We start from the raw sequence: 21,582 nt of genomic DNA, 5'->3' as shown, positions 1-21,582 counted from the left end.
GCGCCTCAGCCCTCGGCGCGCCCGCCCAGCGCCTGATGCAGCGTGACGAGATTGAGCAGCCGGTTGAGCCGGTTGGCCGCCAGCGCCGCCTCGGCATCGCGCCGGGTGCGCTGGGCATCGAGCCACACGCGCAGCGCGACGCTGCCGGCGCGGTAGCGCAGCTCGTAGGCGGCTTCGGCGCGGCGCGCGGCGGCCAGGCTTTCCTCCAGCCCGCGCGCCTGGGCCGCGTACTGGGTGCGTGCCGACAGCGCGTCTTCCACCTCGCCGAGCGCGGCGTAGAAGGTCTGGCGGAAGTTGACGACCGCCTCGGCATACGCCGCCTGCTGGCTGGCAATCGACAGCTGGCGCTCGGTCTGTTGCAGGAAGGGCAGCGACAGCCCGGCGCCGAGCGTGGCGACCGGATTGCTCAGCACATTGGCCAGCGCCACGCTGCTGCTGCCGAGCGCGCCGGTCAGCGAGAACGCCGGGTAGTAGTACAGCCGCGTGGCATCGACGCTGGCGAGGCTGGAGCGCAGCCGGGCCTCGGCGGCGCGCAGATCGGGCCGGCGCGCGAGCAGACCGGCGGGCAGGCCGGCCGGGATGTCGGGCAGCGCGGCGGCGCTCAGCGTGACCGGCTCGGCGGGCTCGACGCTGCCGGGCGCGGCATCGAACAGCAGCGCGAGCGCATGCCGGTCCTGGTCGCGTTGCAGCAGCAGCGTGGTCTGGCCGGCTTCGAGCGCGGCGAGCGTCTGGCGCGCCTCGTCGATCTCCAGCGACGACACGGCGCCGGCGCGGTATTGCAGCTGGATCAGCTCCAGCGTGCGGCGCGCGTCGGCGATGCTGGCCTCGCCGAGCGCGATGCGCTGGTTGAGATAGCCGAGGTCGAAGTGGAGCGTGGCAGCGGTGCCGACCAGCGACAGCGCAGTCGCGGCGCGGTCCTCGTCGGTGGCGACGGCTTCCCAGCGGCTGGCGTCGCGCTGGGCCGCCAGCCGCCCCCACAGGTCCGCTTCCCACGACAGGCCGGCCGACACGCTGCTGCTGCGCGTGCGGCCGTTGCCGTTGAGATAGCGGCCCTGGGTGGTCGAGGCGCTGGCGCTCGCGGCCGGCAGCAGCGCATCGGCGGCGAGGCCGGCGCTCAGCTGGGCCTGACGCACGCGCAGCGTGGCGGCGGCGAGATCGTTGTTGCGCACCAGCAGCCGGTCGATCAGCGCGTCGAGATCGGCATCGCCGAAGCTGCGCCACCAGCCGTCGAGTTGCAGCGCGCGGACCGTGCTGGCGCGCGCGAGCCGGGCGTTGTCCGAGCTGTCGGCAGCCAGGCCCGGCACCGTGGCCGAGGGCACGGCTGCGTCGGCAGACGGGCTTGCGGCGGCTGCGCTGCCGGCGGGCGCGGCGGCGGCGCCCCATTGCGCCGGCACCGCAAGCGCAGGCGCCGTGTAGTCGCTGCGCGTGAGGCTGCCGCAAGCGGCGAGCGTGGCGGCGGCCAGCGCCAGCGCGATCAGCCGCGCGGCAACGGCAAGCCGGGGGATGCGGGCGGTCGTCATGCCATCACTCCCGCGCCAGCGCATCGATGGGATCGAGCCGCGCCGCATTGCGCGCCGGCAAGAAGCCGAACACCACGCCGATCGCGGTCGAGCAGGCAAACGCCGCCACCATCGACGTGGTGGAAAACACCATGCTGAAGCTGCCGCCGGCCTGCGCAAACCCCACGCCGATGGCCAACGCCAGCGCAATCCCGAGCGCGCCGCCGATCAGGCAGACCAGCACCGCCTCGATCAGAAACTGCTGAAGGATGTCGCCCTGGCGCGCGCCGACCGCCATGCGCACGCCGATCTCGCGGGTGCGCTCGGTCACCGACACCAGCATGATGTTCATCACGCCGATGCCGCCGACGATCAGCGAAATCACCGCGATCGACGCGATCAGCAGCGTCATGGTCTGCGTGGTCGCCTCGATGGTCTGACGGATGCTGTCGGTATTCATGGTGAAGAAATCCTTCGTGCCGTGGCGCAGCGTCAGCAGCCGCGTGATGCCGGTCTCGGCGATGTCGCTCGGCACCTCGTCGCGGGTGCGCACGGTGATGGCGCGCAGCGTGGACGCGCCGGTCAGCCGCCCCATCGCCGTGGTGTAGGGGATGAAGACTTGCAGGCTCTCGCTGTTGCCAAAGGCGCTGTCCTTCTTCTTGGTGACGCCGGTGATGCGGGCCGGCATGGCGCCGAGCAGGATCACCTCGCCGGTCACGTCCTGGCGCGTGCCAAACAGCGCGCGCCGCGTGTTCTCGTCGATGACCACATCCTGCGCAAGCCTTTGCACGCCGTCGGCATCGAAGAAGCGGCCCTGCGCGATCTCCACGCCCTTCACGCGGAAGTACTGCTCGCCCACGCCCAGCGCGGTGCCGGTCGCCGACTGGTTGCCGTGGCGCAGCGTCAGGCTGGTCTGCACGCTCGGCGTCACGCTGTCCACGTAGCTGAGTTCGGCCAGCGCGTCGGCGTCGCGCGGTCGCAGCGTCTGCACCGCGCCCGAGCGCATGTCGCCGAAATCCTTGCCCGGCATCACGTCGATGGTGTTGGTGCCGATCGAGCTGATGCTCTTCAGGATCGCCTGGCGCGAGCCCTCGCCGAGCGCCACCACCGACACCACCGAGGCGATGCCGATGATGATGCCGAGCATGGTCAGGAAGGTGCGCAGCGCATGCGCGCGCATCGCCAGCAGCGCCATGCGGAAGGCTTCGGTGAAGCGGTCGGCCCAGGCACCGAAGGCGCGCAGCCGGGCCGGCGCGGCGGTGGCGGCACGCGGCGCCAGCAGCGCGTTGGCCGCCGCGCCGGCCGTGTCGGCGGCCAGCGCCACCGGCGCGATCGCGCGGTCGGCGATCACCGCGCCGTCCTTCAGCTCGATCACGCGCGCCGCATGCGCCGCGACCGCCATGTCGTGCGTCACGACGATGACCGTGTGGCCGTCGGCATGCAGCTCGCGCAGGATCGCCATCACCTGCGCGCCGCTGGCGCTGTCGAGCGCGCCGGTCGGCTCGTCGGCCAGGATCACCTCGCCGCCGTTCATCAGCGCGCGCGCAATGCTCACGCGCTGCTGCTGGCCGCCCGAGAGCTGGCCCGGCCGGTGCTCCAGCCGGTCGGCCAGACCCAGCCGCGCCAGCAGCGCCGCCGCGCGTTCGCGCCGCGCCGCGCGCGTGTTGCCGGCATAGACCGCCGGCACTTCCACATTGCCCAGCGCCGGCAGATCGGCCAGCAGCTGGTAGCGCTGGAAGATGAAGCCGAAATGCTCGCGCCGCAGTTGCGCCAGCTCATCCGGATCGAGGCTGGCGGTATCGCGGCCGGCCACGCGATAACTGCCGCGCGACGGCCGATCGAGGCAGCCGAGGATGTTCATCAGCGTGCTCTTGCCCGAGCCGCTGGCGCCGACGATGGCGACCATCTCGCCGGCGCGGATGTCGAGCGCGATGTCCTTGAGCACGACCAGGGTCTGGTCGCCGGCCGGAAACTCGCGGCCGAGTCCGCGCAGTTCCAGCAGCGTGGACGTGGCGGCGCGCGGGCCGGGCACGGCGATGGCTTGATGGGCGGGATTCATGAGCCGCCTCAGAACATCGGCGGCGGCCGCCGCGTGCCGGTGCTGGCGGTCGCGGCCACCGCGCCGCCCTCGCCGATCACCACTTCGTCGCCGGCCTTCAGCCCGTCGAGCAGCTGCACCGTGACGTTGTTGTCGAGGCCGGTGCGCACCAGCCGCGGCTCGGGCCGGCCGTCGGCGCCGAGCACCCGCACTTCCACCCGGCCGTCGGCATGGCGCGCGCCGAGCGCGGTGGCCGGAATCGTCAACGCGCCCTTGGCCTCGGCCAGCACCACATGCACCTCGGCGGTCATCGAGATGCGCAGCCGGCCGTCGGGATTGGGGATGTCGAACAGGCCGTTGTAGTAGACGGCGGTCGCGCTGCTGGTGGAGCTGGTGGTCGAGCTGCTCGACGACGACGTGCTGCTGCTGGTCGAGATGGAATCGGGCGCCGGCTCCACGGCGCGCAGCCTGGCGTAGCGGCGCTGGCCCGGCTCGCCGAGGATGGTGAAGTAGACCGGCTGGCCCGGCTTCACGCGCACCACGTCGGCCTCGGAGATCTGCGCCTTCACGGTCACGGTGTCGAGCTGGGCCAGGATCAGGATGGTCGGCGCCGACTGGTTGGCGTTGACGGTCTGGCCTTCCTTGGTCACCACGGCCACGACCGTGCCGTCGATCGGCGCGACGATGCGCGTGTAGCCCAGATTCACCCGCGCGGTATCGACCGACACCGCCGCCGACGCGGTCTGCGCATCGAGCGCGGCGATGTCGGCCAGCGTGCTGTCGAGCGTGGCCTGGGCCGCCTCCAGCGTCTCGCGCGAGCCGGCGTCGGCGGCGGCAAGCGTTTGCGCCCGCGCGAAGGCCAGCCGCGCCTGGGCCAGCGTGGCCTGCTTCGACTGGCGCTGGGCGCGCACATTGGCCAGCGCGGCCTCGGCGGTCTTGAGCGCGTTCTGCTGGGTCAGCGAGTCGATCTCGGCGACCAGATCGCCCTTCTTCACCGTGTCGCCGAGCGCCACCTTGAGCGACTTGAGCTGGCCCGACACCTGGGCGCCGACGCTCACCTGCTGCAGCGCTTGCAGCGCGCCGGTGGCGAGCACCGCGTCTTCCACATCGGCCACGGTGACCGGCGCGGTGAGCAGGCGCGGCGGCGCCGGTGGCCGCAGCCGCCACCAGGCGACGGCGGCCAGCACCAGCACGACAAGGACTGCGCCGACGATGCGGCGGGGAATGTTCTTCTTGGACGGGGCGGACATGGGGAGGGGCCTTGGGGCCAGAACGCGGCAGCCTGGATTGGGCACGCCGAGTGCTGCCACAAAATGCCCCGGCCGTAAGGGCGTGTAACCGGCACGGCCGGCGCCCGCCGCCGGCCTTAGACAGCGGCAGTGACCGGCCATCGGCCCCAAGGAGAACGGCATGCGGATTTCAACCCCTTCATTCCGGTGCGGCGGCGCGCTCGCCCTCGCCGCCGCACTGGCCCTGGCCGGCTGCAAGACGCTGCCGGCGATGAGCGGCAGCGCGCCCACCGGCCCGGCCGCCGCGATGCAGGCCTGGGTCGATGCCTTCAACGCCTGCGATCCGGCAGCGCTCGCCGCGCTGTACGAGCAGGACGCCGCGCTCTGGGGCACGGTCGCGCCGCAGCTCATCGAATCGCCGGCCGGCATCCGCGCCTATTACGAGCGCGCCTGCGCCGGCGAGGTCAAGCCCAAGGTCGCCATCGCCGAGGAATCGCTGCGCGTGTATGGCGACACCGCCATCGATACCGGCAGCTATGCCTTCGCCCTGCCGCGCGACGGCCAGATGCGGGTGGTGCCGGCGCGCTTCAGCCTGGTGTTCCAGCGCTTTGGCGAGCGCTGGCTGATCGTCGATCACCATTCCTCGCTGCTGCCGCCCGCGCCGGCTGGCGCACCGCCGCGCTGAGCGTCGGCTGGCTTTGCAGCAGCCGCAACGCGCCGGCTGCGCAGATCGGAGCAGTGCCGGCGCCCGGCCGCCGGCCCACTGCTCCATAGCCAGCAACAACCGACCGTGGCGACCGGGAACACGGCTTGCGCTCGCTGGCGCCCTCCAGAACGCCAGCGGAACCCTCCCGATGAATCGCACCCTTGCCCGCGCCCTGCTCGCGCTCGGCACCGTCGCCGCGCTCGCGGCACCGGCCCAGGCCGCCGACGCGCCCGCGCGCCGGCCCAACATCCTGCTCATCCTCGCCGACGACCTCGGCTTCTCCGACCTCGGCGCATTTGGCGGCGAGATCGACACGCCCAATCTCGACGCCCTCGCCCGCGAGGGCCTGCGCCTGACCGACTTCCACACCGGCGCGACCTGCTCGCCGACCCGCTCGATGCTGCTGTCCGGCCTCGACAACCATGTGGCCGGCCTCGGCAGCATGGCCGAGCTGCTGATGGACGAGCAGAAGGGCCGGCCCGGCTACGAGGGCTATCTCAACGACCGCGTGGCGCCGCTGCCGGCGCTGCTGCGCGATGCCGGCTACCGCACCTACATGGCCGGCAAATGGCACCTGGGCCTGACCGAGGACCGCAGCCCGACCGTGGCCGGCTTCCAGCGCTCGTTCGCGCTGCTGCGCGGCGCCGACGACCATTACGCCAAGCCGTGGAACAGCGTGGTCGACCCCAAGGAGCCCTACTACCGCGAGGATGGCAAGCTGGTCGCGGTGCCGGCCGACTTCTATTCGACCGAGTTCTACGCCAGCAAGATGCTCGGTTACCTGCGCGAGCAGCGCGGCAATCCGGCGCCGTTCTTTGCCTACCTCACCTTCACCGCGCCGCACTGGCCGCTGCAGGCGCCGGAAGACGCGATCGCCAAGTACGAGGCGCGCTATGCCGCCGGCTATGAGCCGATCCGCCAGGCGCGCATCGCGAAGCAGCGCCAGCTCGGCATTCTTCCGGCCGGCTTCGAGCCGGCGAAGGCGCTGTCGCTGTGGCCGGCGTGGAATGCGCTCACGCCCGGCCAGCAGCGCCAGGAAAGCCGGCGCATGGCCACCTATGCGGCGATGGTCGATCTGCTCGACCGGAACATCGGCCGCGTGATCCGCGAGCTGAAGGACAGCGGCGAGTACGACAACACGGTCATCGTCTTCATGTCGGACAACGGCGCCGAGGGCCAGAGCCCGGCGCTGCGCGGCGGCCAGCGCAACAACGCGGTGGCCAACGTGGGCCGCGCCGACAGCTATGTGGCCTACGGACCGAACTGGGCGCAGGTGAGCGCGCTGCCGTTCAGCCTGTTCAAGGGCTATAGCCGCGAGGGCGGCACGACGGTGCCGGCCATCGTGCGCTACCCGGCGCGGCCGGGCGGCGGCGCGATTTCGGCCGCGCCGGGCCATGTGACCGACATCGCGCCGACGCTGCTGGAACTGGCCGGCGCGCGCTATCCGGCGCAGTACGCGGGCCATGCGGTGCCGCCGCTGCAAGGCGCATCGCTGCTGCCCTTTCTGGCGGGCAAGGCGCCGGCGATTCATCCCACCTTCCAGCAGGGCTGGGAGCTGTTCGGCCAGAAGGCCTGGCGCGAGGGCGACTGGAAGATCGTGTTCAGCGCGCCGCCGTTCGGCCCGGCCGACTGGCAGCTGTTCGATCTGAAGACCGACCGCGCCGAGCAGCACGACGTGGCCGCCGCCAATCCCGAGGTGCTGGTGCGGCTCAAGGACGGCTACCGCCGCTATTCCGAAAGCAACGGCGTGATCGAGGTGCCCGATCTGGCGCGCCGCGTCGGCGAGCGCTACGGCATCAACGGCTATTTCCAGAGCCTGGAATGAGGTGCACGGGCTTGCGGCTGGCGCTGCTGCTGGCCGCTGCGGCTGCTGCGACGACGGCCAGCCCGCCGGCCGCCGCTGCCGGGCACGCCGACCCGGTTGCGCCGGCCACGGCTGCTGCTGCGGCTGCGTCGGCCGCACCGGGCACGCTGGCCGCACCCGCCGCCCGGGCCTGCGCGCTGGCCTCGGGCCTGCCGCCCGGCTTCGGCCCCGGCAGCGCCGAGGCGCCCAACCTTGCCGGCCTGCGCGCGGTGCCGGCCGGCCGGCTGCGGCTCGGCAGCGATGCCGGCTATGCCGAGGAGCGCGGCGGCGGCGAGATCGCGCTGGCGGCCTTCCGCATCGATGCGCACGAGGTGACGAATGCGCAGTTCGCGGCCTTTGTGCGCGCGACCGGCTACATCACCGAGGCCGAGCGCACCGGCGCCTCGGCGGTGTTCATCGCGCCCCGGCCGGGCCAGCCGGCGCCGCCCTACAGCTGGTGGCAGCTGGTTCGCGGTGCCGACTGGCGCCATCCGCAGGGGCCGCGCAGCTCGCTTGCCGGCAAGGCCAATCATCCGGTGGTGCAGGTGAGCCGCGCCGATGCCGAGGCCTATGCGCGCTGGCTCGGCCGGCGCCTGCCGAGCGAGGCGCAATGGGAATACGCGGCGCGCGGCGGCCAGTCCGAAGCCGAGGCGCGCGCCGCCGATGCGGCCGAAGGCAATACCGCCGAGTTCCAGCGCCTGCTGCGGCGCACCGCCAACACCTGGCAGGGCGGCTTTCCCGAGCGCGACAGCGGTGCCGACGGCTGGCGCGGCACCGCGCCCGTCGGCTGCTTTGCCGCCAACGGCTACGGCCTGCACGACATGATCGGCAATGTGTGGGAGCTGACCCGCGACGGCTGGACCGGCAGCCATGCAGCCGACGATCCCGACGCCGTGCGGCCCGACGGCCGCGCACCGGCCGCCCGCGCCAGCGTGATGAAGGGCGGCTCCTTCCTGTGCTCGCCCGACTTCTGCGTGCGCTACCGGCCGTCGTCGCGCCAGCCGCTGGAGGCCGGACTGGCGACCTCGCATGCGGGCTTTCGCACCGTGGTCGCGGACTGAGCGCCGGTTCAATCGGCCAGCGGCTTTTCCATGAACACGCTCAGGTCCAGCTCGGGGTAGTCGCCGAACGGGCCGCGCGGCACAAAGCCCGCCGCGCGGTACAGCGCCAGCGCCTCGGGCTGGTGGATGCCGGTTTCGAGCCGCAGCAGCTTCAGCCCGCGCTCGCGCGCCGCCGCCTCAAGAAAGCCGATGAGCCGCCGCGCCACGCCGCCGCCGCGCCGCTCGGGCAGCACGAACATGCGCTTGAGCTCGGCGTAATCGGCATGCAAGCGGATCGCGGCGCAGCCGAACGCGATGCCGGCGCCATCGCGCGCCACGGCAAACAGCACATCGGGCTGGCACAGCCGGGCGATGTCGAGGATGTAGTTGGCCTCGGGCGGATAGAGCGCGTCGAGATAGGCATCGAGCCGGTCGAGCAGCGCGACGATGTCGGGCCGGTCGGGGCGTTCGAGGGCAATGTGCGGAGGTGTCGGCGTCATGCCGGCAACTCTAGCGAAGCCGCTCAGACCACCTTCTGATGCTGGCTGCCGAGCCCCGAGATGCCGAGCGCGAGCTGGTCGCCGGCGGCCAGAAAACGCTGCGGCTTGCGCCCCATGCCCACGCCGGCCGGCGTGCCGGTGGCGATCACGTCGCCCGGCATCAGCGTCATGAACTGGCTCAGATAGCTCACGATTTCGGCGCAGGAAAAAATCATGGTGCGGCTGTTGCCGGTCTGCATGCGCTGGCCGTTCACGTCGAGCCAGAGGTCGAGGTTCTGCGGATCGGGCAGCTCGTCGCGCGTGACCAGCCAGGGCCCGAGCGGCCCGAAGCTGTCGCAGCCCTTGCCCTTGTCCCACTGGCCGCCGCGCTCCAGCTGAAAGGCGCGCTCGGACAGATCGTTGACCACGCAATAGCCGGCCACATGGGCGATGGCGTGCTCGCGCTTGACGTACTGCGCCTTGGTGCCGATGACCAATCCCAGCTCCACTTCCCAGTCGAGCTTGCTGGCGCCGCGCGGCAGGATCACATCGTCGTCGGGACCGCCGATGCAGGTCGTGGCCTTCATGAACACGATCGGCTCGGTGGGCAGCGGCATGCCGGCTTCGCGCGCATGCTCGGAATAGTTGAGGCCGATGCCGATGAACTTGCCCACGCCGGCCACCGGCGGGCCGAGTCGCACGCCGGCCGGCAGTACCGGCAGATGGCGGGTGTCGAGCGCCGCCAGCCGCGCGAGACTGGCCGGCGACAGCGCCGAGCCGGCTATGTCGCCGACCACGGCCGACAGATCGCGCATCACGCCCTCGCTGTCGAGCAGGCCGGGGCGTTCGTCGCCGGGCGGGCCGTAGCGGAGCAGTTTCATGGGCAAATCCTGTCGGTCGTGTCGATATTGTCCGACGTTAGCCGACGCTCACCCCTGCTTGCCGTTCGTCGCCTTTCGCCATCAGGTCCGGCGGTCGGCGTGGGCGATTGGACGGCAGCGGCGCCGGCTCACAGCCCCAGCGCCAGCGCCATCAGCGCAATCCAGTGCAGCACCGGCACCTCGGCCTTGGCGCCGAGATGGCTCATGCAACCGACGTTCGCGCTTGCGATCGCATCCGGCCCGCCGGCTTGCAGATTGGCCAGCTTGCGTTCGCGCAGCGCGCCGGAAATCTCCGGCTGAAGCATCGAGTAGGTGCCAGCCGAGCCGCAGCACAGATGGCCCTCGCCGACCGGCAGCAGCTCGAAACCGGCATCTGCGAGAAGGGTTTCGACCACGCCACGCACCTTGAGCGCGTGTTGCAGCGTGCACGGCGACTGGAAGGCCACGCGCCGCACCACCGGCCTTTCGGCGACAACGGTTTCCGCCAGCGCAGCGAGCAGCCGCGCGCGCTCGGCCATCACCACCTCGGCCGGATCGCGGCACAGCTCGCTGATGCGCGCCGCCTTGTCAGCGTAGGCCGCGTCGCCGCGCAGCAGATGGCCGTAATCCTTCACCTGTGCGCCGCAGCCCGACGCGGTGATGACGATGGCTTCGGCGCCCGCCTGCACCGCCGGCCACCACGCGTCGATGTTGGCGCGCATCTGGTCGAGCGCCGCGTCCTGCTCGTTGAGGTGGAACTTGAGCGCGCCGCAGCAGCCGGCCTTGTCGATTTCCACAAGGCTGATGCCGAGCCGGTCGAGCACGCGCGCGGTCGCGGCATTCACGTCGGGCGCGAGCACGGGCTGCACGCAGCCGGCGAGCGCCAGCATGCGGCGCGCGTGGCGCGGTGCCGGCCAGTCGCCGGCCTGGGCGGGCCTGGGCGGAATCTTGTCGGCGAGATGCGCGGGCAGCAGCGGCTTTGCCAGACGGCCAAGCGCCAGCCCCGCGCCGAAGCGGCCCGGATCGCTCAAGCCCCAGCCGAGCGCCTTGCGCAGCAGCCGCTGGCCGAGCGGACGCGGCACTTCCGCCTCCACGGCCGCGCGGCCGATGTCGACGAGCTTGTGGTACTCGACGCCCGACGGGCAGGTGGTCTCGCAGGCGCGGCAGGTCAGGCAGCGGTCGAGGTGGTCGCGCGTGGCCTCGGTCGCGGGCTGGCCTTCGAGCACGGCCTTGATGAGGTAGATGCGGCCGCGCGGCCCGTCGAGTTCGTCGCCGAGCGTCTGGTAGGTGGGGCAGGTGGCGGTGCAGAAGCCGCAGTGCACGCAGGCGCGCAGCACGCGTTCGGCTTCGCGGCCGTCGTCGGTGTCGCGCCAGTGCGGGGCGAGGTCGGTCTGCATCTCAAAGCTCCGGGAAAAGGCGGGCGCGGTTGAACACGCGCTTGGGATCGAATTCGTCCTTGAGCCCGGCGTGGATGCGCATGAGCGCGGCGCCGGGATGGGTGAAGGCGCCGGCGGCGCGCGCGGCATCGGGGCCACGGAACAGCGTGGCGTGGCCGCCGAGCGCCGTGGCCGCTGCGCGCAAGGCCGGGCCGGCGCTGGCGGGCGCATGCAGCCAGCGCTGGCCGCCGCCCCATTCGATGAGCTGGGGTCCGAGCGCCTGTGCGCCATGCGCCGCGCCGTCGCGCGCATTGGCGGCGGTCGCATGCAGCCGGAACGCCGGCGCCGTGGTCGGCAGACCGATGCGCCAGAGCGCCTCGCCCTCGGCCAGCGGGCGAAAGAACGTGGCGGTCTGTTCGCGCAGCGCCTGCCAGAAGATGCCCGCGTCATCCAGCTTTTCGCCGCCGAGCCGATGCCGCGCCGCCTGCACCGCCGCGCGCTGGCCCGACAGCCGCAGCGTGAGCACGCCGTGCTCCCAGGCGCTGGCGCTGATCGGCAGCGGCTGGCCGCCCCAGCTGTTGAGCAGCGCCAGCGCCTGATCCTCGGTCAGCTCGAAGCGCAGCGTGGCTTCCTCGACCGGACGCGGCAGCAGCTTGAGCGTGACGTCGAGCAGCAGCCCGAGCGTGCCGAGGCTGCCGGCCAGCATGCGCGACACGTCATAGCCGGCCACGTTCTTCATCACCTGGCCGCCAAAGCGCAGCACGCGACCCTGGCCGTCGAGCAGACGCGCGCCCAGCACGTAGTCGCGCAGCGCGCCGGCCGACGGGCGACGCGGCCCGCTCAGCCCCGCCGCGAACACGCCGCCGACGGTCGCGCCCGCGCCGAAATGCGGCGGCTCGAACGGGAAGATCTGGCCGCGCCCGGCGAGCAGCGCCTCGATCTCGGCGAGCGGCGTGCCGGAGCGCGCGGTGATGAACAGCTCGGTCGGCTCGTAGTCGATGACGCCCGCGTAGGCGCGCGTGTCGAGCACCGCGCCGCCCGTCGCCACGCCGCCGTAGAAATCCTTGCTGCCGCCGCCGCGGATCGTCAGCGCCCTGCCCTGGGCCGCCGCGTCGAGTACCTGCGCGCGCCAGCCGTCGATGATCGGATCGTTCGCATTCATGTCAGTGCTTTCCGCCGGTGAGCCGGTATTCGCGGCAGCGCGCGATGGTCGGCACCGTCTTGCCTGGGTTGAGCAGCGCGCGCGGATCGAAGGCGCGCTTGATGCCGTGAAAGGCCGCGATCTCGTCGGGCGTGAACTGGGCGCACATCTCGTCGATCTTCTCCACGCCCACGCCGTGCTCGCCGGTGATGCTGCCGCCGAGCGCCACGCTCAGTCGCAAAATTTCGCCGCCGAAGGCCAGCGCCCGGTCGAGTTCGCCAGGCTGGTTGGCGTCGTACATGATGAGCGGATGCAGGTTGCCGTCGCCCGCGTGGAACACGTTGGCGCAGCGCAGGCCGTGGCGCTTTTCCATCTCGGCGATGGCCAGCAGCATGGCCGCCAGCTGCTTGCGCGGGATGGTGCCGTCCATGCACAGATAGTCGGGCGAGATGCGGCCCACCGCCGGAAACGCCGCCTTGCGCCCGGCCCAGAAACGCAGCCGCTCGGCCTCGTCGCGGCTCACCTGGCAGCGCGTGGCGCCGGCGGCTTGCAGCACGCGCTCCATGTGCTCGATCTCGTCGGCCACCTCGTCGGGCGTGCCGTCCGATTCGCACAGCAATATGGCCTCGGCATCCATGTCGTAGCCGGCCTTCACGAAGGGCTCGACCGCGCAGATCGCGGGCTTGTCCATCATCTCCAGCCCGGCCGGAATGATGCCGGCGGCAATGATCGCGGCCACCGCGTCGCCGGCCTTGGTCACGTCGTCGAAGCTGGCCAGCACCACGCGCGCGAGCTGGGGCTTGGGCACGAGGCGCACCGTCACCTCGGTGATGACGAGGAAATTGCCCTCCGAGCCGTTGAGCACCGCGAGCAGATCGAGCCCGGGCGCATCGAGCGCGGCGCCGCCCACGACCACGTCCTCGCCTTCCATCGTGATGCCGCGCAGGCCGAGCACGTTGTTGACCGTGAGGCCGTATTTCAGGCAGTGCACGCCGCCCGAGTTTTCGCTCACGTTGCCGCCGATGGTGCAGGCGATCTGCGACGACGGATCGGGCGCGTAGTACAGGCCGTGCGGCGCGGCGGCCTCGCTGACCGCGAGATTGCGCACGCCGGGCTGCACCACCGCCAGCCGCGCGACCGGATCGATCCTGACGATGCGGTTGAGCCGCGCGAGGCCCAGCACCACGCCCACCGCATGCGGCGTGGCGCCGCCCGAAAGACCCGTGGCGGCGCCGCGCGGCACCACCGGCACGCCGAGCTCGCGGCACACCGCCAGCACGGCGCGCACCTCGGCCTCGGTGGCCGGCAGCGCCACGATCTGCGGCAGCTGGCGGATGGCGGTCATGCCGTCGCATTCCCAGGGCCGCAGCGATTCGGCGTCGCTGTAGACGGCACTGGCGGGCAGCACCGCGCGCAGGCGCTCGGCCACGCGGTCGCTATCGAAGCTGGGGATGACGCCGCCGCCGTGGGCGACGGGTTGCTGGCGGACATAGCCGCCGAGGTCGCTGCTCATGCTTTCTCCCGGGTGCCGCCGAGGTCGGCGGGAAGTTCGATGCCGGCGCGCCGTGCCACGCCGCGCACATGCGCGAGCGAGCGGCGGCGGGCCTGGGGTGCGGCGCCGCTGGCAACGGCGGCAAACAGCGCGTGATGCTCGGCCTGGGCGGCGGCGGAGTAAGGCGCGCTGCCGTCGGCGTCGGCCTGCCAGGCCACCTCGCGCGTGCCGGAAAAATGCGCGCCGAGGAAGTCCATCAGCTGGGTCACGCGGCGGTTGCCGGTGGCGGCGGCGAGCGCGTTGTGGAAGGCGTCGTCGGCGCGCGCGGCGTTGGTGCCGGCGGCGAGCGCGGCGTCCATCGCGTCGAGGCTGGCTTGCATTGCGGCGAGGTCGGCGGGCTGGGCGCGGCGCGCGGCGAGTTCGGCGACGACGGGTTCGAGCAGGGCGCGCAGTTCGAAGATTTCGCGCAGGGCGGCGGTGTTGTCGGCGGTGGTGGCGTTGGGCCTTGGCTTGCTGCGGCCGGTTTTGGCGGCCGGCACTGGCATGGCGACGGCGGGCAGCGCGTCGAACTTCAGCCGCAGGCTGCGCGGATTGGCGGCCACGAAGGCGCCGGCGCCCTGGCGCGTCTCCACCAGCCCGTCGTTGCGCAGCCGCGCGATGGCTTCGCGCACGACCGGCCGGCTCACGCCGAAGGTTTCGGCGAGTGTCTTCTCGGTCGGCAGGCGCGCGCCGGGGCCGAATTCGCCGGTGTCGATGCGGCGCGCCAGCTCGGCTGCGATGTCCTCGCTGAGCGCATGCGGGCGGGCGAGCGGGGCTAGGTCGGAGAGGTTGCTCACGCTTGGCTCGGTGACTTGGTTGTCTGACAAGTTGGAGCGCGAGTGTAGCCGAAGGCGGGGCGCGCCCGCCGCCGCCGGCCCGGGTCAGGCGTTGTCCGCCGTGTCCGGCGCCAGATGCACCGCCAGGCCGCCCTGCCCGGCCGCGAGATGTCCGGCCAGCACCTGACCGTCGAGATAGTCGCCGCCGTTCTGATGTCGGAACGGAATGGGCGCGTCGTCGAACAGCCCTTCGACGCGCCGGCGCCAGGCCTGCTTGACGGTCGCCACGTCGTCCGCGGTGAGCCGGCCCGCGCCGTAGACCGCATGCGTCGGCAGCACCTCCATGCCCGGGAAGAACAGCGTGCCGTGCGTGATCGGAAACAGCAGCTGGTCGAGCTGCCCGTTGATGCCGCGCGCCGAATACTCGACCGCCGGCCCGCCCACCGTCACCGACAGCAGCGCGCGCCGGCCCCGCAGGCCGCCCTCGCCGTAGCGGTAGCGGTTGCCCGCGCCCTGGTAGCCATAGGCAAGCCCGTAGGCCCACACGCGGTCGATCCAGCCCTTGAGGATGGCCGGCATGCCGAACCACCAGAGCGGGAATTGCAGGATGACCGCATCGGCGGCGAGCAGCTTTCGCTGCTCGGCCGTCACGTCGGCAGTCTGGCGGCCGGTGCTGAAGGCGTGGCCGGATTCGGCGATGAAGGACAGGCGCTCTGGATCGGCCCGGTCCGGAAAGTCGTCGGCGTCGAACACCGCCTTCCAGCGCATGGCGTACAGGTCCGACTGGAGGACTTCATGGCCTTGTTCGGTCAGGGCCTGCACCGCCACGTCGACCAGCTGGCGAGTCAGCGACTCCGGTTCGGGATGGGCATGGACGATCAGCACTTTTCTGGTCATGACTCGGGGCTCCGCGTGATTCGGGTGATGGTTGCGTCCGAGTCTGGGTCGGCGCTCACGCATCGGTGAAATCGCGGAATCGCTTGGCTACCATCCATGCCATGAATAGCAAGCGTCTCGATCTCAATCTGCTGGTCACGCTCGAAGCCCTGCTCGCCGAGCAGAACGTGACCAAGGCAGCCGCCCGCCTGCACCTGAGCCAGCCGGCAGTCAGCGCGCAACTGAGCCGGCTGCGCGACCTGTTCGACGATCCGCTGCTGCTGCCTGCGCAACGCGGCATGACGCCCACCGCCAAGGCGCTCGAACTGGCCGGCCCCTTGCAGCAGGCGCTCGATCAGGTCCGCGCCACGCTGGCCAGCCACGGCAGCTTCGACCCGCTCACGGCCCGGCTCACGCTGGCGATCGCCTGCACCGACTACCTTCAGGCGACCCTTGCCAAGCGCCTCATACTCAAGCTGAGGACCGCGGCGCCGGGCATGCGGGTGGCGCTGCGCAATCTCGACATCCCCGGGCTCGAAGCGCAGATGACGCGCGGCGACGTCGATCTGGCGCTCATGACGCCGCAGGCCGCGCCGCCCGGCCTGCGCAGCCGGCATCTGTTCGACGAGCGCTATGTGCTCATCGGTCGGCGCGGGCATCCGCAACTGCGCGCCGGCATCACGGCCGAACGGCTCGCGGGGCTTGAGCATGTGATCGTGTCGCCGCTCGGCGGCGGCTTCGCGACGCCGGTGGACGAGGCGCTGGCGCTGGTCGGGCTCAAGCGCAATGTCGTGCTGTCGGCGGCGTCCTTCCTGCTGGTGCCGGAGATCGTGGCCGAGTCGGATTTCGTCGCGCTGATTCCGGCGCGGCTGATGCAGGGCCGCGCCGACCGGCTCCAGTCGGTCGAATGCCCGTTTCCGCTCGACGGATTCGAGGTCGGCATGGTGTGGCACGAGCGCAATCACGGCCACCCCGGCCAGCGCTGGCTGCGCGAAACCCTGCTCGCACTCGTCGGCGCGCAGGACTGAGGTCAGCCCGCCGTCACCACCGCCTTCCCCACCATCACGAAGGCCACCACCACGACGAGCGCCGTAAACGCCAGCTCCAGCCGCTCGGCCGACCAGCGCCGGTTCAGCAGCCGCCCGGCAACCAGTCCCACCACCGTCCCCGCAGTAAACCGCAACCCCTGCGCCCACGGCAGCGCCTGCCCGTGCGCGAGCGCCAGCGCCACCGTGCCGCTCGCCACCAGCGCCTGCACCATCAGCGAGGTCGCCACCACGCCGTGCATCGTCAGCGGGGTGAAGCGCCGCAGCGTCGGCACCATCACGAAGCCGCCGCCCACGCCGAGCAGCCCGGTCATGAAGCCCGTCACCGCGCCGATGCCGGCAATCGTCGCGAAGGTGAGCCGGGTCCACACGAAGCGCCCGGTCGCCGGATCGAGCCGCGCCGGCCCGCCGACCTCGGCCTTGCGCCCGGCCAAGCGGCGCGCGATCGCCCGGCCGGCCGTGATGAACATGATCGCGGCGAACACCAGCATCAGCGCGCGCTGCGGCAGCCGGTGCGCCAGCAGCGCGCCGAGCGACGCCAGCGGCAGCCCGACCAGCGCCATCACCTGCGCGGCGCGATAGCGCGCATGGCCGGCGCGCAGCGCCTGCGCGGTGCCGATCCAGGCCGCCACCGCCACCGACAGCAGCGCGATCGGCGCCGCCTGCTGCATCGGAAAACCCAGCCCCACCACCAGCGCCGGCACGGCCAGGATGCCGCCGCCCGCGCCGGTCAGGCCCATCACCGCGCCGATCAGCGCGCCGAAGAGCGGCGTCAGCAGCGCCGCGTCAGCCACGGTCGGCGGCGCCCGGCGGCAGCGCTGCCGCATTGGCCTCGACAAAGGCCGCATGGCTGCGCGCGCGCTGGTCGAGCTGGCGCGCAATGCTTCCGCAGACCAGATCGCAGAGCGCATACACCGACGCATCGGCGATGCGGTAGTACACGCTGGTGCCACGCGCCTCGCGCAGCACGAAGCCGTGCCGCATCAGCAGCGCCAGATGGCGCGACACGTTGGCCGAGCTGCAGGCGCAGCGCTCGGCCAGCTCGCCCACGCTGCATTCGCCGTTGCGCAGCAGATTGAGGATGAGCAGCCGCGTCGGCTCGGCCAGCGCCTGAAAATAGGCGGCGACCTGCTCCAGCGCCTCGGGCGGAAGAATGTCCATGGATGAACCCGGCCGCCGCGGCGGCATGAATGTTTGCTTATTTGCGTACTTGGTTAAATACTAAAGCCAATCCGCCGCCGAGTGAATTGCCGATGACCGCCCACATCCACAGCCTGTTCGACGCCGCCACCGGCACCTGGACCCATGTACTGGCCGACCTGGCCACGCGCCGCGCCGCCGTCATCGATCCGGTGCTCGACTTCGACGCCAAATCGGGCCGCATCGCGCATCGCTCGGCCCAGGCCGTGCTCGACCTGCTCGACCGCGAGGCGCTCACGCTCGACTGGCTGCTCGAAACCCATGCCCATGCCGATCACCTGTCGGCCGCCGGCTGGCTCAAGGCGCAGCGCGGCGGGCGCACCGCCATCGGCGCCGGCATCGGCGCGGTGCAGGCCACGTTCAAGCGGCTGTTCAACCTGGAGCCGGGCTTTGCCACCGACGGCAGCCAGTTCGACCGCGTGCTCGACGAAGGCGATGCCATCGAGCTCGGCGCCAGCCGCATCGAGGCGCTGGCGCTGCACGGCCACACGCCGGCCGACGCCGGCTACCGGGTGCGCGACTGCATCGCCGCCGATGCCGCCGCGCCGTTCGACGCGGTGTTCATCGGCGACACGCTGTTCGCGCCCGACGTGGGCAGCGCGCGCTGCGACTTTCCGGGCGGCGATGCGCGCATGCTCTACCGCTCGGCGCAGCGGCTGCTGGCGCTGCCGGCCGCCACCCGGCTCTATCTGTGCCACGACTATCCGCCCGACGACCGCGCGCCCCAGGCCTGGCACAGCGTGGCCGAACAGCGCGCGCGCAACCTGCATCTGCATGCCGGCATCGATGAAGCCGCCTTCGTGCAGCTGCGCCGCGCGCGCGACGCCACGCTCGACCTGCCGACCCTGCTGCTGCCGTCGGTGCAGGTGAATGTGCGCGCCGGCGAACTGCCGCCGCCCGAGGACGACGGCCGGCGCTATCTCAAGCTGCCGCTCGACGCGTTCTGACGCGGCGCGCGCCCGAGGCCACCGCCTCACCCACTTCATCAAGGAGAACCTCATGACCAGCAACGTCGGCGGCATCGACCGCATCCTGCGCATCGTCGCGGGCCTCGTCCTCATCGGCCTCACGCTCGCGGGCGTGATCGGCGTGTGGGGCTGGATCGGCGTCGTGCCGCTCGCCACCGGGCTGTTCCGCTTCTGCCCGGTGTATCTGCCGTTCGGCATCAACAGCTGCGCGCGCAAGACCTGAAGGCGAGAACGCACCCGACGGGCAACAAGCCGGACGAGGCTTTCAGGGCTCGCGCGCCAGCTCGCGCTCGATCTCGATCATGTCGCGGCGCGATACGCACAGGCCGGCGCAATGCTGGCGCCAGTCATCGATGCGCACGCGCAACGCCGCCGCCTCCGGTCCGGTCGGCCCGCCGCGCGCGGCCGCGTCAGGCCAGTGCCAGGTCTGTTTCGAGCGCGCGCGTTTCGCGGTCATGCAGTTCGATCACCGCGCGCAGGCCCTCGTCCACCCGGCCCGAGCCGATCTCGCTCACGAATCGGCAGGCCGCGAAGCCCGCCGCCGCCCACTCGTAGCGGGCCACCCACTCGGCGCGGCCGACCATGAATCCCGCCGCCACCGGCCAAACGCCCGGACGCGGCCGCAGATGCGTGGCGATGCCCGCGCGCCAGGGCTTGGCCGTGAGCCGCGCACGGAAGCAGCGCTGGTGCATGCACATGCGGCGATAGACCGGATCGGCGCCCACCGCGTCGAAGAAGGCGGCGACCTCGGCCTCGCGCGCGTCGAAGCCGCGATGCGTCGCCAGCAGCCTCAGCCCGGCCGGCGTGCGGTAGAGCCGCAGGTTCCAGTCCGGATGCCGGGCCACGAAGCGCGCCGCGCGATGGCGCGCAAGCCGCTCCGGCCCACCGGCGAGCGCGGTGCCGGCGCGCGTGAGCAGGCTGGCGAGCATCGGCCCGAGCGGCAGCGCGGCGATCACCGCCGCGATCGCGGTGCCGGCGCTGCGCAGCCACAGCCCGGCCGCGAGCCCGGACAGCGCGAGCAGCAGCCAGCAGGCCAGCACCGCCCGCCGCGACAAGCGCGGCGCGAAGTCCACGTCGGCGAACAGCGCATGCGGCGTGTTGAGGCAGCGCGCGCCATAGGCATTGCGCGTGATGACGGCCTCGCCGTGGCGCGCCAGCACCTCCTCGCGGATCGGCAGGCCGTCGGCGCCGTTGTAGGCGAGACGGCGCTCGCGGCGCTCGACACCAACGTCACCGGCGAGGAGGCGGGCAAGCGCCTCGGCGGCGCGGCGGTCAGCCATCGCCTGCGCGTCGGCGACATCGACCTGCGACCAGCCGAAGCGCCGCACGGTGATGCGGCGGCGTCCGGCGCGGTGCTGCAGACGCGCCTCGGCCCAGTGGTCGGGGACGATCATCGACGCCCGCGCAGCCGCCAGAAGCCGTGGCCGATCCAGCACAGGAAGACGAGGTTCCACAGCCCCGCCAACCCGCCGCCGAACGACGGCCCGACGAGTGCCGACAGCAGCCGGGCAAAGGGCGCGAAGGCCAGCATCGCCAGCCCGCCCAGCACCAGCCGCAGCAGGGCGGCGGGCAGCGTGATGGTCGGCCGGCGCCGGTACTCGGCCTTCATGCGCGCCAGGCGCTGCTCGCGCGCGCGTTGCGCGAGCAGCGCCGGCCCGTCGCGCCAGATGAGCATCGACAGCAGCAGCAGCCCGACCGCGAACGCAACCATCACCGTCAGCGTCAGCCCGAAGCGCACCGGGCTCTGGCTGAACAGCATCCCCGCCGATCGCCGCCCGAGCCGCAGATAGCCCGAGCGCAGCGCATCGAGCACGCCCTTGCCGAGCCCGATCGTCATGAGCAGCAGGGTGGCCAGCACGGCGAACCAGCTCAGATGGTCGAGCGGGCCGGCGACGACGGGCATCGGCCGGACGGTCCGGCCAGCTGGCGCGCCGACGGTGGCCGTCGCACCCGCGGAGGGCGCCGGGCCGTCCGCAAGCGCACCGACGGTGGCGCGAGGCATGGCCGAGGTCTCGTCCGGCCCGGCCACCGCCAGCGCTGATTCCTTCGGCTCCGATCCCAATCCCGCCAGCCCGGACCATCCCGGTGCCGCCACGGCCGTCGCCGCGCCGCCCGTCCCCCGATCCAACGGGGACGGCGCCTTCGAGCGCTGCCGCAGCCGCGCGAGCCGCGCCGCCATCGGCTCGGGCGGCGGCGCGGCGGGCGCATCGTCATCCTCGTCGAACCAGGCCGGGACCGGCGGCGGCTCGCGGCCGAACAGCTGCGCGATCACCACCCAGGTCAGGCCCGCCAGACAGACGAGCGCGGCGCCATACGCGCCCAGCGCCAGCAGCAACGGCAGGAAGGCAGCCCAGCCGTCGCTCGACCGGATCGCGCCCACCGCCGCCACGCCGACCGCGACCGCGATCGCCATCCCGATCGCCCACCACGCGGCCGCGCCCCATCCCGGCATGCGCTCGCCCGGCCTCGGATGGCGCGCGCGCCAGACCGCGATGCCGACGAAGGCCAGCGCCGGCACGACCACCGGTTCAAGCAGCGAGCGGTCCATTCACGCGCCGCGCCGGACGGTCGAGATGGAAACGCACGAGATGGATCGCGAGCAGCAGGCAGGGCAGCACGAGCAGGGCTTCGACGCCGAGAAAGCGCAGCGCGTCCCAGGCCGGCGACTGCTCGCGCAGCAGGCCCGACAGCGGCCAGTACAGCAGCCCGAACAGTCCCGCCGCCGTGCCGCCGATGGGCAGGAAGCGGCCGAGCCGGCGGTCGAGCACCCAGTTCACGCTCATGACGATGTGGGCCACCCAGGCAAACAGCATCACCGCGCCAGCCAGCGCGACGGCCGTCGCGCCGCGCGCCGGCAGGATCGCCGCCGCCACGCCGCCGACGATGCCGTACAGCGACAGCACGTAGCAGCCGGCCACGACCGCGCCACGCCAAAGCCTCTTCATCTCCCGCTCCCTGTCCGGTTTGAGCGGGG

21 protein-coding genes are annotated in these 21,582 nt (G+C 72.3%); 6 read left to right on the top strand and 15 right to left on the bottom strand.

Annotation, left to right across the window (positions count from 1 at the left end; translation table 11 throughout):
- Positions 1-5: 5 nt before the first annotated feature.
- Genes B9P64_RS08110 through B9P64_RS08100 form a run of 3 tightly spaced genes read right to left on the bottom strand, consistent with a single transcriptional unit; the run spans position 6 to position 4,787 of the window.
- Entirely contained in the window at positions 6-1,520 is a 1,515-nt protein-coding gene (locus tag B9P64_RS08110; RefSeq protein ID WP_085315704.1) for an efflux transporter outer membrane subunit, read from the bottom strand.
- Between the two features lie 4 nt (positions 1,521-1,524).
- Positions 1,525-3,558 carry a MacB family efflux pump subunit gene (locus B9P64_RS08105; protein WP_085315703.1) on the bottom strand — a complete coding sequence of 678 codons (2,034 nt, stop codon included), beginning with the start codon at positions 3,556-3,558 and terminating at the stop codon, positions 1,525-1,527.
- Between the two features lie 8 nt (positions 3,559-3,566).
- Positions 3,567-4,787 (bottom strand): efflux RND transporter periplasmic adaptor subunit, encoded by a 1,221-nt coding sequence (locus B9P64_RS08100; protein ID WP_085315702.1) that lies wholly within the window; start codon positions 4,785-4,787, stop codon positions 3,567-3,569.
- Between the two features lie 160 nt (positions 4,788-4,947).
- On the opposite strand from B9P64_RS08100, the gene B9P64_RS08095 reads away from it, so the two are divergent.
- The 3 genes from B9P64_RS08095 (at position 4,948) to B9P64_RS08085 (ending at position 8,376) form a co-directional block, all read left to right on the top strand.
- Positions 4,948-5,451, top strand: a complete 504-nt coding sequence (locus B9P64_RS08095) for an SgcJ/EcaC family oxidoreductase (protein ID WP_085315701.1) — start codon at positions 4,948-4,950, stop codon at positions 5,449-5,451.
- A gap of 169 nt (positions 5,452-5,620) precedes the next feature.
- Positions 5,621-7,297, top strand: a complete 1,677-nt coding sequence (locus tag B9P64_RS08090; RefSeq protein WP_085315700.1) for an arylsulfatase — start codon at positions 5,621-5,623, stop codon at positions 7,295-7,297.
- 11 nt (positions 7,298-7,308) lie between these two features.
- A complete protein-coding gene (locus B9P64_RS08085; protein WP_407919683.1) occupies positions 7,309-8,376 on the top strand; it encodes a formylglycine-generating enzyme family protein in 1,068 nt (355 codons plus the stop codon).
- Positions 8,377-8,384: 8 nt separating this feature from the next.
- Here the strand turns inward: B9P64_RS08085 and B9P64_RS08080 are convergent, their stop codons facing one another.
- The 7 genes from B9P64_RS08080 to B9P64_RS08050 form a co-directional block, all read right to left on the bottom strand.
- The gene (locus B9P64_RS08080) at positions 8,385-8,855 is read right to left on the bottom strand and encodes a GNAT family N-acetyltransferase (protein ID WP_085315698.1); all 471 of its coding nucleotides are present in this window, start codon (positions 8,853-8,855) and stop codon (positions 8,385-8,387) included.
- A gap of 23 nt (positions 8,856-8,878) precedes the next feature.
- Positions 8,879-9,715: a fumarylacetoacetate hydrolase family protein gene (locus B9P64_RS08075; RefSeq protein WP_085315697.1), complete on the bottom strand. Its 837-nt coding sequence runs from the start codon at positions 9,713-9,715 to the stop codon at positions 8,879-8,881.
- 128 nt (positions 9,716-9,843) lie between these two features.
- On the bottom strand, positions 9,844-11,091 hold the full coding sequence (gene glcF, locus B9P64_RS08070; RefSeq protein WP_085315696.1) for a glycolate oxidase subunit GlcF: 1,248 nt from the start codon (positions 11,089-11,091) through the stop codon (positions 9,844-9,846).
- Between the two features lies 1 nt (position 11,092).
- The gene (glcE, locus tag B9P64_RS08065) at positions 11,093-12,232 is read right to left on the bottom strand and encodes a glycolate oxidase subunit GlcE (RefSeq protein ID WP_085315695.1); all 1,140 of its coding nucleotides are present in this window, start codon (positions 12,230-12,232) and stop codon (positions 11,093-11,095) included.
- 1 nt (position 12,233) lies between these two features.
- The gene (locus B9P64_RS08060; protein ID WP_085315694.1) at positions 12,234-13,724 is read right to left on the bottom strand and encodes an FAD-linked oxidase C-terminal domain-containing protein; all 1,491 of its coding nucleotides are present in this window, start codon (positions 13,722-13,724) and stop codon (positions 12,234-12,236) included.
- Positions 13,721-14,539, bottom strand: a complete 819-nt coding sequence (locus tag B9P64_RS08055) for a FadR/GntR family transcriptional regulator (protein ID WP_085316013.1) — start codon at positions 14,537-14,539, stop codon at positions 13,721-13,723. Before B9P64_RS08055 ends, B9P64_RS08060 begins: the two co-directional genes overlap by 4 nt.
- Positions 14,540-14,623: 84 nt before the next feature.
- Entirely contained in the window at positions 14,624-15,415 is a 792-nt protein-coding gene (locus tag B9P64_RS08050; RefSeq protein ID WP_085315693.1) for an NAD(P)H-dependent oxidoreductase, read from the bottom strand.
- 101 nt (positions 15,416-15,516) lie between these two features.
- On the opposite strand from B9P64_RS08050, the gene B9P64_RS08045 reads away from it, so the two are divergent.
- Positions 15,517-16,422 (top strand): LysR family transcriptional regulator, encoded by a 906-nt coding sequence (locus B9P64_RS08045; RefSeq protein WP_085315692.1) that lies wholly within the window; start codon positions 15,517-15,519, stop codon positions 16,420-16,422.
- A gap of 2 nt (positions 16,423-16,424) precedes the next feature.
- Here the strand turns inward: B9P64_RS08045 and B9P64_RS08040 are convergent, their stop codons facing one another.
- Together B9P64_RS08040 and B9P64_RS08035 are read right to left on the bottom strand one after the other, a co-directional pair.
- Entirely contained in the window at positions 16,425-17,234 is an 810-nt protein-coding gene (locus B9P64_RS08040) for a sulfite exporter TauE/SafE family protein (protein ID WP_268877140.1), read from the bottom strand.
- Positions 17,227-17,601, bottom strand: coding sequence for an ArsR/SmtB family transcription factor (locus tag B9P64_RS08035; RefSeq protein WP_085315690.1), 375 nt, complete (start codon positions 17,599-17,601; stop codon positions 17,227-17,229). Before B9P64_RS08035 ends, B9P64_RS08040 begins: the two co-directional genes overlap by 8 nt.
- Positions 17,602-17,693: 92 nt before the next feature.
- Between B9P64_RS08035 and B9P64_RS08030 the strand changes: the two genes are divergently transcribed.
- Positions 17,694-18,587, top strand: coding sequence for an MBL fold metallo-hydrolase (locus B9P64_RS08030; RefSeq protein WP_085315689.1), 894 nt, complete (start codon positions 17,694-17,696; stop codon positions 18,585-18,587).
- A 52-nt stretch (positions 18,588-18,639) separates the two neighbouring features.
- Positions 18,640-18,831: a YgaP family membrane protein gene (locus B9P64_RS08025; protein ID WP_028311092.1), complete on the top strand. Its 192-nt coding sequence runs from the start codon at positions 18,640-18,642 to the stop codon at positions 18,829-18,831.
- Between the two features lie 187 nt (positions 18,832-19,018).
- Here the strand turns inward: B9P64_RS08025 and B9P64_RS08020 are convergent, their stop codons facing one another.
- The 3 genes from B9P64_RS08020 to B9P64_RS08010 are packed head-to-tail and all read right to left on the bottom strand — an operon-like array spanning position 19,019 to position 21,553.
- A complete protein-coding gene (locus tag B9P64_RS08020; RefSeq protein WP_028311091.1) occupies positions 19,019-20,002 on the bottom strand; it encodes a hypothetical protein in 984 nt (327 codons plus the stop codon).
- Complete coding sequence (locus B9P64_RS08015; protein WP_028311090.1) at positions 19,999-21,156, bottom strand: hypothetical protein; 1,158 nt, start codon at positions 21,154-21,156, stop codon at positions 19,999-20,001. The genes B9P64_RS08020 and B9P64_RS08015 overlap by 4 nt, the downstream gene beginning before the upstream one ends.
- Positions 21,137-21,553: a hypothetical protein gene (locus tag B9P64_RS08010; RefSeq protein WP_028311089.1), complete on the bottom strand. Its 417-nt coding sequence runs from the start codon at positions 21,551-21,553 to the stop codon at positions 21,137-21,139. The genes B9P64_RS08015 and B9P64_RS08010 overlap by 20 nt, the downstream gene beginning before the upstream one ends.
- Positions 21,554-21,582 lie beyond the last annotated feature (29 nt).

Origin of the sequence: Derxia lacustris (assembly GCF_002105195.1) — a bacterium.
GTDB lineage: Bacteria > Pseudomonadota > Gammaproteobacteria > Burkholderiales > Burkholderiaceae_E > Derxia > Derxia lacustris.
Note: the sequence above shows the minus strand (reverse complement) of the source record. Positions and strands in the feature narration are given on the sequence as shown.